This is a genomic window from Sinorhizobium sp. NFACC03, assembly GCF_900103435.1.
Classification (GTDB): Bacteria; Pseudomonadota; Alphaproteobacteria; order Rhizobiales; family Rhizobiaceae; genus Ensifer.
Genome location: NZ_FMXF01000001.1, coordinates 41,441 through 55,560 on the forward strand (window position 1 = coordinate 41,441; position 14,120 = coordinate 55,560).

The window sequence follows — 14,120 nt, forward strand, 5'->3', positions numbered from 1 at the left end:
AAAAATGTTACAGCGACCTTTGCGCGTCTGAACAGACGCGCGGCGCTGTAGAGTTTTGAAGGAGAGTTTGATGTTTTCCAACGCGTTCACCGACAAGGCCGTGATGGCTGAGCTGGTCGCCAAGATGCTCTGGGAGATCAAGGCTGTACACTTCCGTGCCGATGAGCCCTACAAGCTGTCGTCCGGCATGGCGAGCCCCGTCTATATCGACTGCCGCAAGCTGATTTCCTACCCGCGCATCCGTTCGGCTGTGATGGATTTTGCCGCAGCCACGATCCTGCGTCAGGCCGGTTTTGAGAAATTCGACGTGGTTGCCGGCGGCGAAACGGCCGGCATTCCCTTCGCGGCCATGCTCGCCGAGCGCCTGGGCCTGCCGATGATCTATGTCCGCAAGGCGCCGAAGGGCCACGGCCGCAACGCCCAGATCGAAGGGCATATGCCGGAAGGCGCACGCGTGCTCGTTATCGAGGACCTGACGACGGCCGGCGGTTCGATGTTCAAGTTCATCGACGCCATTCGTGCGGCCGGCGGCATCGTCGACCACGGCATTGCGCTCTTCTACTACGACATCTTCCCGGAAGCGGTCGGCGAGATGAAGGGCAAGGGCGTCGATCTGCACTGGATCGCGACCTGGCGCAACGTCCTTGCGGTTGCCCGCGAGCAGGCGCTGTTCGACGAGAAGACGCTGAGCGAAGTCGAAGCCTTCCTCAACGCGCCGCTCGCCTGGTCCGGCCGCAACGGCGGCGTGAGCGCCCTGGCCTAACGATTGAAGAGGCCCCGGCTATGCCGGGGCCTCGCAACTCCTGAGTTTTCGTTTTTAAATCGATTGAAGTCCATCGAGGAGGAAGAGCCGATGATCGTATGTTGCGGAGAAGCGCTGATCGACATGCTGCCGCGGGACACGGCCGCGGGCGAGAGCGCGTTTGCGCCCTATGCCGGCGGAGCGATCTTCAACACGGCAATCGCGCTCGGGCGCCTTGGCATCCAGACCGGTTTCTTCACGGGCCTCTCCGACGACATGTTCGGCGATATCCTGCGCGAAACGCTGAAGGCGGCGAATGTCGATTTCGGTCCGTGCGCGACGCTTTCGCTGCATACGACGCTTGCCTTCGTTAAGCTCGTCAATGGCCATGCAAGCTACGCCTTCTTTGATGAAAACACGGCAGGCCGGATGATCACGTCAGAGCACCTGCCGGCGCTTGGCGATTTCTGCGAGGCGCTGCATTTCGGTGCGATCAGCCTGATCCCCGAGCCCTGCGGCTCGACCTATGAAGCCTTGATGACGCGCGAGCACGAGAAGCGGGTCATCTCCTTCGATCCGAACATCCGGCCCGGCTTCATCCGGGACCGCGAGGCACATCTCGCCCGCATGAACCGCATGGCGGCGATGTCGGATATCATCAAGTTCTCCGACGAAGATCTTGCCTGGTTCGGCATGGAAGGCAGCCACGACGACCTTGCCGCCGAATGGCTGAAGCGCGGACCGAAGCTGGTGCTGATCACCAAGGGCGCCGATGGCGCCGTCGGCTACACGGCGCGCCACAAGGTCGAAGTTGCGGGCGAGAAGGTCACGGTGGTCGACACTGTCGGCGCCGGCGACACGTTCGATGCCGGCGTGCTGGCATCCCTCAAGCTCGGCGGTCTCCTGACCAAGGCCGATGTCGCCGATCTCAGCGAAACTGCCGTTCGCAACGCGCTGGCGCTCGCCGCCAAGGCCGCCGCGGTCACCGTCTCGCGCGCCGGCGCGAACCCGCCGTGGAAGCACGAAATCGGCCTCTGAGTCATTTTCTCTGGCCTACTCTTCCTGTTCCGGGCGGTATTCCAGGATATCGCCCGGCTGGCATTCCAGCACGGCGCAGATCTTCTCCAGCGTATCGAAGCGCACGCCTTTCACTTTTCCCGATTTCAACAGCGAGATGTTCTGCTCGGTGATCCCCACCTGCTCGGCGAGATCGCGTGAGCGGACCTTGCGCTTCGCCAGCATCACATCGAGATTGACGACGATCGGCATCCGCTAGACGAAGCTCCTGTTCTCCGCCTCGACCCCCGACGCGATGACCAGGACGTGGCCGAGACCGACGACGAGCCCCGCCATCAGCAGCACGATGATAGCGCCGCCACTGATATCGAAGACCACCGCATGTCCCGTGGTGCCCGGGTTGTCGTAGGTGACAGCCAGGATGCCGATGCCATTGCTGATCGTCATGCATAGTGCTCCCGCAAGCGCCGTCAGCCCCACGCGCCGCAACAGCACGCCATTGCGGCTGGTGAGAATCTCGCCGCGCTGGAAGCCGTCGAACAGCTGCCACGCGAAGGCGAGGCCGGCGATGACGAGCGCATTGTTGATCGCGGTCAGGAAAATGACGGTGGCGATGGCGCGGTAGGAAAGGGTGATTACCTCCACGCGGGGAAAGACGACGTCGCGAATGCCCTGCTCGAAGCCCTGCCTGTCAAAGAAAATCTGCCAATGCGCATAGACGACTGCCGAGCAAAACAGTGCGCCGCTCAACACCACCATGAGCTTCATGAAGCGACTGAGCTTGCGCAGCCTCTCGGCGGTTTCCGTCATAAAAATTCCCTTATCGTTTGGCTTGTGTTTTTATCGTAAAACAATAAGTAATTCTCGTCAATTGTGATTTTGGTGTCGTGCCATACCTCTTCGATTTCTCAAAAATCCCTGTCTTTTCCTGCTGTTGAATACTATCTTCCGGTCCTATCAGAATCTCGATCTGATGCAGGTGCTGAAACCGGCGGGCGCCACGGTGCTGCCGGCCTGCGCTATATGATAAGGCCCGAGGCGCGATCTGCGCTTCGGGCCTTATCGTTTGACGCGATGCGGTTCAGGATGGAACCGCTTGGGGATGCTCCTCAGCGAGCGGCCTTCAGCAACGCTGCGACCAGACCTGCGGTTGAAGAATCGTGGCCGGCAGCGCTTTCCTTACCTTCGACAACAGGAAGCAGGCCGGTTGCCAGCTCCTTGCCGAGTTCGACGCCCCACTGGTCGAAGGAGTTGATGTTGAAGAGCGCGCCTTCGACAAAGACGCGGTGCTCGTAGAGCGCGATCAGACGGCCGAGCGCGAACGGGTCGAGCTGGTCGTAAACGATCGTCAGCGACGGGCGGTTGCCGGTGAAGACGCGGTGCGGCGCGATCTTGTCAGCCTTGACGTCGGCCATGCCCTTGGCGGTGAGCTGCGCCTTGGCCTCAGCCAGGGTACGCCCCTTCATCAGCGCCTCGGATTGCGCCAGGCAATTGGCAATCAGCAGTTCGTGCTGGTGGCGCAGGTTCTTTTCATGGCCGTTTGCCGCGATCATGAACTCGGCCGGGATGATGTCCGTGCCCTGGTGGATGAGCTGGTAGAAGGCGTGCTGGCCATTGGTGCCGGGTTCGCCCCAGACGACCGGGCCGGTTGAATACTCCACAGGGGTGCTGTCGAGCGTTACCGCCTTGCCGTTCGATTCCATGTCGAGCTGTTGCAGATAGGCAGGGAAGCGCGACAGACGCTGGTCATAGGGCAGGATCGCGCGCGACGGGTAGCCGAGCACGTTGCGGTTATAGAAGCCGAGAAGGCCGAGCAGGACGGGAATGTTCTTGCGGATCGGGGCGGTGCGGAAATGCTCGTCGATGGCATGGCCGCCATCGAGGAAGCGCCCGAAATTCTCCTTGCCGATGGCGATCATCAGCGGCAGGCCGATCGCGGACCAGATCGAGTAGCGGCCGCCGACCCAATCCCAGAAACCGAAGACGCGGGCCTGGTCGATGCCGAAGGCGGCGACCTTGTCGAGCGCCGTCGAGACGGCAGCGAAGTGGTGGCCGACGGCGACCTCGCCGAGCTTGTCGGCGATGAAGGCGCGGGCGGTCGCGGCATTGGTCATCGTCTCGATCGTCGTGAAGGTCTTCGAGGCGATGATAAAGAGCGAGGTTTCCGGATCGACGAGCTTCAGCGTGTCGGCGATGTGGGCGCCGTCGATGTTGGAGACAAAGTGAAGGCGCGGGCCGTCATGGAAGGGCGCGAGCGCCAGCGTCGCCATGACCGGGCCAAGGTCGGAGCCGCCGATGCCGATGTTGATGACATCGGTGATCTTCTTGCCGGTGGCGCCTTTCAGCGCGCCCGAGCGGATGCCGTCGGCAAAGGCGCCCATGGCGTCGAGCACGCCGTTGACGTCGGGCATCACGTCCTTGCCGTCGACGAGGATCGGGCGGTTGCCGCGGTTGCGCAGCGCCGTGTGCAGCACGGCACGCTCCTCGGTGATGTTAATGATGTCGCCGCGGAACATGGCGTCCCGCTTGTCCTCGACCTTGGCTGCCTTGGCGAGCGCTTCGAGGCCGTCAAGCACCCTGTCGTTGACGGCGCATTTCGAATAGTCGAGCAGCAGGTCGCCGAGCGTGGTGCTGAAGCGCTGGAAGCGTTCGGCGTCGCTGGCGAAGGCAGCACGGATATCGGTTGCGTTGGTCTCAGAGGCGGTTGCTTTGAGTTGGTCGACAAGCGCTTTCATCGCAGGGCTCCTTGTGTCGGACAGGGGTGTCGGACAATCGCCTGCGTAGCTATTCGCTTTAAGCCGTTCAAATCAAGCCCGCAAAACCGCCGAAGTGGCGGTTTTCAGGATTTTTTAAATCGTTTGAATTTTGGACTAATTCAGCCGCGCAGGTCTTTACGCAGGATCTTGCCGACATTGGTTTTCGGCAGCTCGGTGCGGAATTCGACGTAACGCGGGCGCTTGTAGTTGGTGAGGTTGGCGGCGCAGTGGCGCTTCACGTCGTCCTCCGTCAGCGCCGGATCCTTCTTGACCACGAAGAGCTTGACGGCCTCGCCGGAATGCTCGTCCGGAACGCCGATCGCCGCGCATTCGAGAATGCCCGGATGGGTCATCGCCACTTCCTCGATCTCGTTCGGGAAGACGTTGAAGCCGGAGACGAGGATCATGTCCTTCTTGCGGTCGACGATCTTGACCAGGCCGTCCGCGTTCATGAAGCCGATGTCGCCCGAGCGGAAGAAACCGTCCGGCGAGATCGCCTTGGCTGTTTCGTCCGGCCGCTGCCAGTAACCGGCCATCACCTGCGGGCCGCGAATGCAGATCTCGCCGACTTCGCCGATCGGCAGCGTGTTGCCCAGGTCGTCGCGGATCTCGACGTCGGTCGAAGGAATCGGCATGCCGATCGTGCCGGTGAACTCGGTCGCGTCGAGGATGTTGGCCGTTGCCACCGGCGAAGTCTCCGACAGGCCGTAGCCTTCAGCGATCGAGCAACCGGTCATCTGCTTCCAGCGTTCGGCGACCGGGCGCTGGATCGCCATGCCGCCACCGAAGGTCAGCATCAGCGACGAGAAATCGAGCTTCTGGAACTCCGCATTGTTCATCAGTGCGTTGAACAGCGTGTTGAGACCCGGGAAGATATTGGTCTTGTACTTGCCGAGTTCCTTGACGAAGCCCGGAATGTCGCGCGGATTGGGGATCAGGATGTTGTTGCCGCCGGTGGCAAGGCCCATCAGCGAATTCACCGTCAGTGCGAAGATGTGGTAGAGCGGCAGCGCGCACATGAAGACGAGATTTTCCGGCCGCGGCCGCGAACGGAACGCCGTATGGAACCAGATCTCCATCTGCGCCATGTTGGAGAGCAGGTTCGAATGGGTGAGTGTTGCGCCCTTCGAAACACCCGTGGTGCCGCCAGTATACTGCAGGAAGGCGACGTCGCTGGGAACAACGTTCGGCTTCGTCAACTTGGCTCGGCCGCCGCTGGCGAGCACGTTTTTGAAGGAGAGGTGACCGGGGATCGACCAGGCGGGAACCAGCTTCTTGACGCGACGGACCACGAGATTGACGATCGCGCCCTTGAGGCCCAGCATGTCGCCCATCGTTGCGACGACGACGTGCTTGACCGAGGTCTTGTCGGCCACCTGCTGCACCGTATGCGCGAAGTTTTCCAGAACGAAGATCGCCTTGGCGCCGGAATCGACGAGCTGGTGCTGCAACTCGCGCGGCGTATAGAGCGGGTTGACGTTTACGACGGTAAAGCCGGCTCTAAGAATGCCGTAGACGATGACGGGGTTCTGCAGGATGTTCGGCATCATCACGGCGACACGGTCGCCCTTGACGAGGCCGAGAGATTGCAGCCAGGCACCGATCTTGGCGGATTCGGCATTGAGGTCCGCAAAACTCAGCGTCTTGCCCATGCAGGTGAAGGCTGGGCGGGTCGAATAGCGGGCGACGGCGTGGTCGAAAAATTCGCCGATCGATTTATAGGGCAGGGGGCCGATTTCGGCGGCTATGCCGGGTGGATAGGATTTCAGCCAGATCTTGCCTGGGCTGGTACCCGTTTGTTGTGCGCTGACTTCCGACATGACCTCTCTCCCTCTGGTCGCCACAGGCTGGCCTGCTCGCGGCCTGAGAAAATCCCTCCTGACCTTCTCATGCCGATGAAGATGATGCTTTTGAGACACCTCTTCAAGCTGAGATTCGGGATTATATAACTTTGACGTAAACGTCAACTGAACTTACGGTTAACGGGCGCGGATTGCGCCCTTGAAAAAGTATGACGAGAGCTGCAAAGCCTTTGCCTGCTAGGGCAAAACACTGTATTGCATTGCAGCATATCCCTGTTGGTTCGATCCAACATCCGCCGACATATCCCCCAGATTCTTCTCCGGTCCGCTCGGGCCGGACGACGCAGGCCATTGCTCATGTGTGACGAAGCTTGTTCTTCCGCCGTCGAACCGCGCCGTGCCCGTGTTTCTGCTGCCGAAGTGGCGCTTGCAGTCGGCGGCTTCGGGATCGGCACCGGCGAATTCGCGATCATGGGTCTCTTACCGCAGGTCGCTGAGGATGTCGCCGTTTCGGTGCCGCGGGCAGGGGCAGTGATCAGCGCCTATGCTCTCGGCGTCGTCGTCGGCGCGCCGCTGATCGCGGTGCTTGCTGCCCGCTTCTCCCGCTTCCGCGTGCTGCTTGCGCTGATGCTGGTTTTCGCCGTCGGCAATTTTGCGAGCGCGATCGCACCGGATTTCTACACGCTGATCGCCGCGCGCTTCTTCGCCGGCCTGCCACATGGTGCGTATTTCGGTGTGGCCGCCTTGGTGGCCGCCGGCCTCGCGGCACCGAACCAGCGGGCGCGCGCCGTCGGCCGGGTGATGATGGGGCTGACGGTCGCCACCCTCTTCGGCACGCCGCTCGTCGCGTGGTTCGGCCAGGCGCTCGGCTGGCGGTCCGCTTTCGCCATCGTCGGCGGCATCAGCCTTTTGACCGTGGCGCTGACCTTCGTCCACGTGCCGCGCGACAAAGGCAATCCGAAGGCAACGCCGCTTCGCGAGCTCGGCGCGCTTGGCAAGCTGCAGGTCTGGCTGATGCTCGGCATCTGCGCCATCGGCTGCGGCGGCATGTTTGCCGTCTTCAGCTACATCACACCGGCACTCACTGAAGTCGCGGGTGTTTCTCTTGCCAATGTGCCGGTCATGCTCTCGGTCTTCGGCGCCGGCATGATCCTCGGCAACATCGTCGGCGCGCGGCTTGCCGATTGGGCGCTGCTGCCGGCAATCGGCATCGCCATCGTCTTCAACATCTTCGCCTATGTGCTCTTCTATTTCACCATGGGCAATCCGTGGATCGCGATCGTCAACGTGCTCTTCATTGGCGGCGGTTTCGCCGTCGTGCCGGGCGTGCAGACGCGGCTGATGGATGTCGCCGGCGAGGCACAGACGCTTGCCGCCGCCCTTAGCCATTCCGCCTTCAATCTCGCCAACGCGCTTGGCGCCTGGCTCGGCGGTGCCTCGATTGCCGCCGGCTACGGCTGGACCTCCACCGGCCTCGTCGGCGCCATTCTCGGCGTTGCCGGCTTCGGCATCTTCCTTGCATCCGTCTTTGTCGATCGCGCTCAACCCGCTCGCCTGGCTGCAAAACCTGCGGCGGAATGACCGGTTTTTGCAAAAGAAGGTCGCGGGAACTTGATCCCTCCTAAATTTTTCTGTCATGTCCCGCCGCTAGCGTCGCCTCTGGCCCTGAAACTACCGTAAAGCAGGGGCAAAGGGCCGGGCTTGGTGCCACAGAGGCTGGCAAGACCCCGGGTTTGTTGTAAGCTCGTCGAAAGACGGAGGATCATTGGTGCAATTGGGCAATCGCGAACGAGAAAACTTCGCCGTGGAGCCACGGCTTCTCGGGCACACCGCGATTTCGCGCCATGCCCTCGTTGGACCGATGACCGCCGCCCGCTGGATGCTGGTCTTCGTTCTCCTGGCCGGCGTCTACTTCTTCCATGGTTTCGTCGTTCCGGTGCTGGCGGCTGTCGTCATCGGGTTTGCCAGTTGGCCGATCTATCGGCAGCTGCTTGCTGCCGTCAACGGCAACCGCACTATGGCCGCGACCATCGCCATCCTCTGCGTCATCTCCTTCATCGTCGTGCCGATCTCGATTGCCGCCGTCTACGCGGTGGACGAAGTGCGCGACTGGGTCGTCTGGGCCGTCGAGACCAATGCCAGCGGTGCCGTGGTTCCCGCCTGGCTGACCAGCATTCCGATTGCCGGCGTTTGGCTTGGCGAACAATGGGTCAAGCATGTCGGTCATCCGGGTGCGCTCGGGGAACTGGTCCAGTTGGTCAGCGGCTCCAACATCGGCAACATCTACCGCGGCGTCCTGGTCGTCGGCGCGTCGACCTTTCACGCCTTCCTGACGCTGCTCTTCATGCTGATCACGCTGTTCTTCGTCTATCGTGATGGCCAGTCCTTCTCCGGCCAGCTCGACCGTCTCGGCGAACGCATCTTCCCGATGCGCTGGGAGCGCTTGTCGCGCGTCGTGCCAATGACGATCAGCTCCACAGTCACCGGTATGGGTATCATCGCCATCGGCGAAGGCATCGTGCTCGGCGTCGCCTACTGGCTGGCAGGCGTGCCGTCGCCGGTCACCCTCGGCATCATCACCGGCCTGATGGCCCTGATCCCCGGCGGCGCGCCGCTGTGCTTCTCGCTGGTCTCCATATATCTTGTTGCCAGCGGCTCGCCGGTGCACGGTATCGCGCTGTTTGCCTGGGGTACGACGGAACTCTTCATCGTCGACAAGACCCTGCGTCCGCGCCTTGTCGGCGGGCCGATCAAGCTTCCCTTCCTGCCGACCTTCTTCGGCCTCGTCGGCGGCGTGAAGACCATGGGTTTCCTCGGCCTCTTCGTCGGCCCGGTGCTGATGGCGCTGCTGGTTGCCATCTGGCGCGAGTGGATGCGTGAAGTCACCACGCCGCCCGAAGCGACCGTCAATCAGATCATCAAGGGATAGACGCCTCGACCTGGGCCAGCGGCTGCACAGGCGCGGCCTTCTCGATCAGTTCATTGCTTCATTGTAACAGTGAGCTGGTCCGATCGTGCGCATATGCGCAATTGCGGACACAAGTCCGCCTCGCACGTTTCTCGGAAGACTTCAGCGGGCGTCTTTATCTTTTCCTTACACCCCCTCCCAACCATCGCAATCGATAATTGACCCTGAGCGGACGCAAGATCCGGACTTCAATAGTCCGGAGTATTTTTGCATGTCCGATGTTCTTTTCCTTGCCGCCGGCATCGGCGGCTTTGTCGTGTTTGCGCTTTATGCGCGCGCGCTGAGCCGTCTTTGAGGAGGGCGTCATGTTCGAAGCCCTGATTGGTCTCGCAGTCGCCGTCGCCCTTGCGGCCTATCTCGTCGTCACCCTCGTTCGCCCTGAACGATTCTGACGCCCTTCGCGGAGAAATCTCATGTCTATCATCGGGTGGCTGCAGATCAGCCTCCTCTTCATCGCCGTCCTGATCGTCATCAAGCCGCTGGGGCTTTACATGGCGCGGGTCTTCTCCGGTGAACGCAACGTCTTTTCACCTGTCCTCGGTCCTGTCGAGCGCGGTCTTTATCTCGCTGCCGGCGTCGATCTGAACAAGGAGCAGGGCTGGCTCGCCTACACGATGTCGATGCTCGCCTTCAGCCTTGCAGGCTTCGTTTCTCTCTATGCGATTTTGCGGCTGCAGGCTTACCTGCCGATGAACCCCCAGGGTTTTGCCGGCATGCCATCCGATCTCGCCTTCAACACGGCGGTCAGCTTCGTCACCAATACCAACTGGCAGAACTACGGCGGCGAAACCACGCTCAGCCATTTCAGCCAGATGGCCGGGCTGACGGTGCATAACTTCGTGTCGGCCGCGACCGGTATCGCTATGGCGCTCGCCGTCACCCGTGCCTTTGCCCGCTCGAACGCTTCGACCGTCGGCAATTTCTGGGTCGATCTCACCCGTTCGACCCTTTATGTGCTTTTGCCGATCGCCGTTGTCATGGCGCTTGCCATGGTCTGGACCGGCCTGCCGCAGACCTTCCATGCCGATCTCACCGCAACGACGCTCGAAGGCGCCAAGCAGACGATCTCACTCGGCCCGGTCGCGAGCCAGGAGGCGATCAAGCAGCTTGGCACCAATGGTGGCGGCTTCTTCAACGTCAACGCCGCCCACCCGTTCGAAAACCCGACGGCATTCTCCAACTACCTCAACATCTTCGCGATGCTGTCGATCTCGGCCGCCCTCGTCTACACCTTCGGCCAGTTGGTCGGTAACCGCCGCCAGGGCTGGGCCTTCATCTGCGTCACCGCGATCCTTTTGATCTCCGGTATTGCGGTCGTCTACTGGGCGGAATCTCAGGGCAACCCGATCCTGACGGCGCTGGGCCTCGATGCCGCGCAGGGCAACATGGAAGGCAAGGAGGTCCGCTTCGGCCAGGCGATGACGGCGCTCTATGCCGCGGTCACGACCGGCCTGTCGGATGGCGGCGTCAACGGGATGCACGGCTCGCTCACCGGTATCGGCGGTCTTGTGCCGATGTTCCTGATGCAGCTCGGCGAAGTTCTGCCTGGTGGCGTTGGGTCCGGTCTCTACGGCATGGTCGTCTTTGCGATCCTCGCCGTCTTTGTTGCCGGCTTGATGGTTGGTCGCACGCCGGAACTGCTCGGCAAGAAGATCGAATCGCGCGAGATGAAATACGCGATGTTCACGGTCCTCATCCTGCCGGCGACGATCCTCGGCTTTGCCTCCGTCTCCGCCATGCTGCCTTTTGCCGTCGCAAGCATCGGTACCGCAGGCCCGCACGGCCTGTCGGAAATCCTCTATGCCTTCACTTCGGCTGCCGGCAACAACGGCTCGGCCTTTGGTGGCCTTACCGGCAATACGCCCTGGTACAACACCACGCTTGGTCTCGCCATGCTGCTCGGCCGCTTTGCCTATGCGGTGCCTGTCATGGCGATTGCCGGCTCGATCGCGGTGAAGACCCGTGTACCGGCCTCCAAGGGCACGTTCCCGACCGACACGCCGCTTTTCGTCGGCCTGCTCGTTGGCATCATCCTCATTCTCGGCGGGCTGCAGTTCTTCCCGGCGCTCGCTCTCGGTCCCATCGTCGAGCATTTTTCCATGCTTGCCGGCCAGACCTTCTAAAGGAATTCGACACATGTCTTCCAAACCAGTTGCTCCAAGTCTTCTGGATCCGGCCATCCTCCTGCCGGCTATCAAGGCGGCCTTTGTCAAGCTCGACCCGCGCCAACTCGTGCGCAACCCGGTGATCTTCGTCACCGAAGTGGTTGCGGCGGTGGTCACGGTGTTCTTTATCCGCGACCTCGCCACCGGCACCGGCAGCCCGCTCTTCTCCGGGCAGATCGCCGCCTGGCTGTGGTTCACGGTGCTTTTCGCCACCTTCGCCGAAGCCGTCGCCGAAGGCCGCGGCAAGGCGCAGGCCGATAGCCTGCGGCGCACCAAGTCCGAACTGACGGCCCGCAAGCTCGTATCGGCAGAAGGCCGGGAAACACAGACGATCCCGGCGACCTCGCTGAAGGTCGGCGACGTCGTTCTGGTCGAAGCCGGGGAACTGATCCCCGGTGACGGTGACGTCGTCGAGGGTGTCGCTTCCGTCAACGAAAGCGCGATTACCGGTGAATCGGCTCCTGTCATTCGTGAATCCGGCGGCGACCGTTCGGCCGTCACTGGCGGCACGCAGGTGCTTTCCGACTGGATCAAGGTCCGCATCGGCGTTGCGCCCGGCAATACCTTCGTCGACCGCATGATCGCGCTGATCGAGGGCGCGCAACGCCAGAAGACCCCGAACGAGATCGCGCTGTCGATCCTGCTCTCGGGCCTGACGCTGATCTTCCTCGTTGCCGTCGTCACACTCTGGGGCCTTGCCGGCTATTCCGGCACGGTACTCTCGGTCACCGTGCTTGCAGCCTTGCTCGTGACGCTGATCCCGACCACCATCGGCGGCCTGCTCTCGGCAATCGGTATCGCCGGCATGGACCGCCTGGTCCGCTTCAACGTCATTGCCACCTCCGGCCGCGCGGTCGAGGCTGCCGGCGACGTCGATACGCTGCTGCTCGACAAGACGGGTACGATCACCTTCGGCAACCGCATGGCCGCGGACTTCATGCCGGTGCCAGGCGTCACCGAGGCGGAGCTTGCCGATGCAGCGCTGCTTGCGAGCCTTGCCGACGAAACGCCGGAAGGGCGTTCGATTGCAGCGCTTGCGACGGGTGAATTCGGCCGCGAGACGCCTGCTGTTTCGCTTCCCGCGTCCGGAAAGGGTGAAGTCGTCGCGCTTGCCGTCGGCGGTGGCGCAAGCCCGGTTGGCGCCACCCGCATCGATGCGGTCATCCCCTTTGCTGCGGAGACGAGGCTTTCGGGCGTCGATTTCGGCGGCCGCCGGCTGCGCAAGGGTGCGGCTGACTCGATCCTGAAGTTCACCGGCATCCGCGACGAGAATGTGCCGGCCGAGTTCCGCCGCGCCGTCGATCAGGTGGCGCGCACCGGCGGTACGCCGCTTGCCGTTGCCGACGGTCCGCGCCTGCTCGGCGTCATCCACTTGAAGGACGTCGTCAAGCCGGGCATCAAGGAGCGCTTTGCCGCCCTTCGTGCCATGGGCATCCGCACCGTCATGGTGACCGGCGACAACCCGGTGACCGCCGCGGCGATCGCTTCCGAAGCAGGCGTCGACGACTTCCTCGCCGAAGCAACGCCAGAGGACAAGCTTGCCTATATCCGCAAGGAACAGCACGGCGGCCGCCTCATCGCGATGTGCGGTGACGGCACCAACGACGCGCCGGCGCTTGCCCAGGCTGATGTCGGCGTTGCCATGCAGACCGGCACGCAGGCCGCTCGCGAGGCCGCCAACATGGTGGACCTCGATTCCAGCCCGACCAAGCTCATCGAGATCGTCGAGATCGGCAAGCAGCTGCTGATGACCCGCGGTTCGCTGACGACCTTTTCGATCGCCAACGACGTGGCGAAGTACTTCGCCATCATCCCGGCGCTGTTCATCACCACCTATCCGGCGCTCGCCGCACTCAACGTCATGAACCTCGGCTCGCCGCAATCGGCGATACTCTCGGCGGTCATCTTCAACGCGTTGATCATCGTCGCGCTGATCCCGCTAGCGCTGAAGGGTGTCAAGTATCGGCCAGTCGGTGCCGCAGCGCTCTTGCGTCGCAACCTCCTCGTCTACGGTCTCGGCGGCATCCTGTTGCCCTTCGCAGGTATCAAGCTCGTCGATCTCGCCGTCAACGCACTCAATCTGGTGTAACCATGCTGAACCAACTTCGCCCTGCCATCGTGATGACATTGCTCCTGACGCTCATCACCGGCCTTGCCTATCCCTTCGCCATCACCGGCATGTCGCAGGTGCTGATGCCGGCACAGGCAAACGGCAGCCTCATCGAGAAGGACGGTGCCCTGATCGGTTCCGAGCTGATCGGTCAGAACTTCACTTCCGACAAGTATTTCTGGCCGCGCCCATCGGCGACCGGACCGGAAGCCTACAATGCCGGCGCCTCGAGTGGCTCCAACCTTGGCACGACCTCGGTCAAGCTGAAGGATCGCGTCGCCGCCGACGTCGAGCGACTGAAGACCGCCGGCCTTGCCGGCGAAATTCCTGCTGATGCGGTGACGACGTCAGGCTCCGGCCTCGATCCGCATATCACGCCGGCTTTTGCCCAGGCGCAGGTGGCCCGCATTGCCAAGGCGCGCGGTCTCACCGAAGCCGATGTCACCGCGCTGGTCGACAAGGCGACTGAAGGCCGTCTGCTCGGCATCGTAGGCGAGCCGCGCGTCAATGTGCTAGAACTGAATCTGGCCCTTGATGCGCCTCGAACCTGAGATTACGCC

The 14,120-nt window shown here is 62.4% G+C and carries 12 protein-coding genes; 8 read left to right on the plus strand and 4 right to left on the minus strand.

Annotation, left to right across the window (positions count from 1 at the left end):
- Positions 1-70: 70 nt before the first annotated feature.
- Positions 71-763, plus strand: coding sequence for an orotate phosphoribosyltransferase (locus tag BLU35_RS00205; protein ID WP_057248074.1), 693 nt, complete (start codon positions 71-73; stop codon positions 761-763).
- A gap of 90 nt (positions 764-853) precedes the next feature.
- Positions 854-1,780, plus strand: coding sequence for a carbohydrate kinase family protein (locus BLU35_RS00210; protein ID WP_057248075.1), 927 nt, complete (start codon positions 854-856; stop codon positions 1,778-1,780).
- 15 nt (positions 1,781-1,795) lie between these two features.
- Here BLU35_RS00210 and BLU35_RS00215 read toward each other — a convergent pair whose 3' ends face one another.
- From BLU35_RS00215 to BLU35_RS00230, 4 genes are all read right to left on the minus strand, one after another.
- Positions 1,796-2,011 (minus strand): helix-turn-helix domain-containing protein, encoded by a 216-nt coding sequence (locus BLU35_RS00215; protein ID WP_057248076.1) that lies wholly within the window; start codon positions 2,009-2,011, stop codon positions 1,796-1,798.
- A 3-nt stretch (positions 2,012-2,014) separates the two neighbouring features.
- Entirely contained in the window at positions 2,015-2,569 is a 555-nt protein-coding gene (locus tag BLU35_RS00220) for a DUF2975 domain-containing protein (protein ID WP_057248077.1), read from the minus strand.
- A 299-nt stretch (positions 2,570-2,868) separates the two neighbouring features.
- Positions 2,869-4,494 (minus strand): glucose-6-phosphate isomerase, encoded by a 1,626-nt coding sequence (gene pgi / locus BLU35_RS00225; protein ID WP_093231834.1) that lies wholly within the window; start codon positions 4,492-4,494, stop codon positions 2,869-2,871.
- Positions 4,495-4,634: 140 nt separating this feature from the next.
- Positions 4,635-6,335, minus strand: coding sequence for a long-chain fatty acid--CoA ligase (locus BLU35_RS00230; RefSeq protein ID WP_093231835.1), 1,701 nt, complete (start codon positions 6,333-6,335; stop codon positions 4,635-4,637).
- Positions 6,336-6,674: 339 nt separating this feature from the next.
- Here BLU35_RS00230 and BLU35_RS00235 point away from each other — a divergent pair, with 339 nt between their 5' ends.
- The 6 genes from BLU35_RS00235 to kdpC all read left to right on the plus strand — a co-directional run bounded on the left by BLU35_RS00235 (position 6,675) and on the right by kdpC (position 14,111).
- Entirely contained in the window at positions 6,675-7,898 is a 1,224-nt protein-coding gene (locus BLU35_RS00235) for an MFS transporter (protein ID WP_093231836.1), read from the plus strand.
- Positions 7,899-8,085: 187 nt separating this feature from the next.
- A complete protein-coding gene (locus BLU35_RS00240; protein ID WP_093232290.1) occupies positions 8,086-9,246 on the plus strand; it encodes an AI-2E family transporter in 1,161 nt (386 codons plus the stop codon).
- Positions 9,247-9,590: 344 nt separating this feature from the next.
- Positions 9,591-9,677 carry a K(+)-transporting ATPase subunit F gene (kdpF, locus tag BLU35_RS00250; RefSeq protein WP_057248082.1) on the plus strand — a complete coding sequence of 29 codons (87 nt, stop codon included), beginning with the start codon at positions 9,591-9,593 and terminating at the stop codon, positions 9,675-9,677.
- A gap of 21 nt (positions 9,678-9,698) precedes the next feature.
- On the plus strand, positions 9,699-11,408 hold the full coding sequence (kdpA, locus tag BLU35_RS00255) for a potassium-transporting ATPase subunit KdpA (protein WP_093231837.1): 1,710 nt from the start codon (positions 9,699-9,701) through the stop codon (positions 11,406-11,408).
- Positions 11,409-11,421: 13 nt separating this feature from the next.
- Complete coding sequence (kdpB, locus tag BLU35_RS00260; RefSeq protein ID WP_093231838.1) at positions 11,422-13,539, plus strand: potassium-transporting ATPase subunit KdpB; 2,118 nt, start codon at positions 11,422-11,424, stop codon at positions 13,537-13,539.
- A gap of 2 nt (positions 13,540-13,541) precedes the next feature.
- Positions 13,542-14,111, plus strand: a complete 570-nt coding sequence (gene kdpC, locus BLU35_RS00265; RefSeq protein ID WP_093231839.1) for a potassium-transporting ATPase subunit KdpC — start codon at positions 13,542-13,544, stop codon at positions 14,109-14,111.
- The last annotated feature ends 9 nt before the right edge of the window (positions 14,112-14,120 follow it).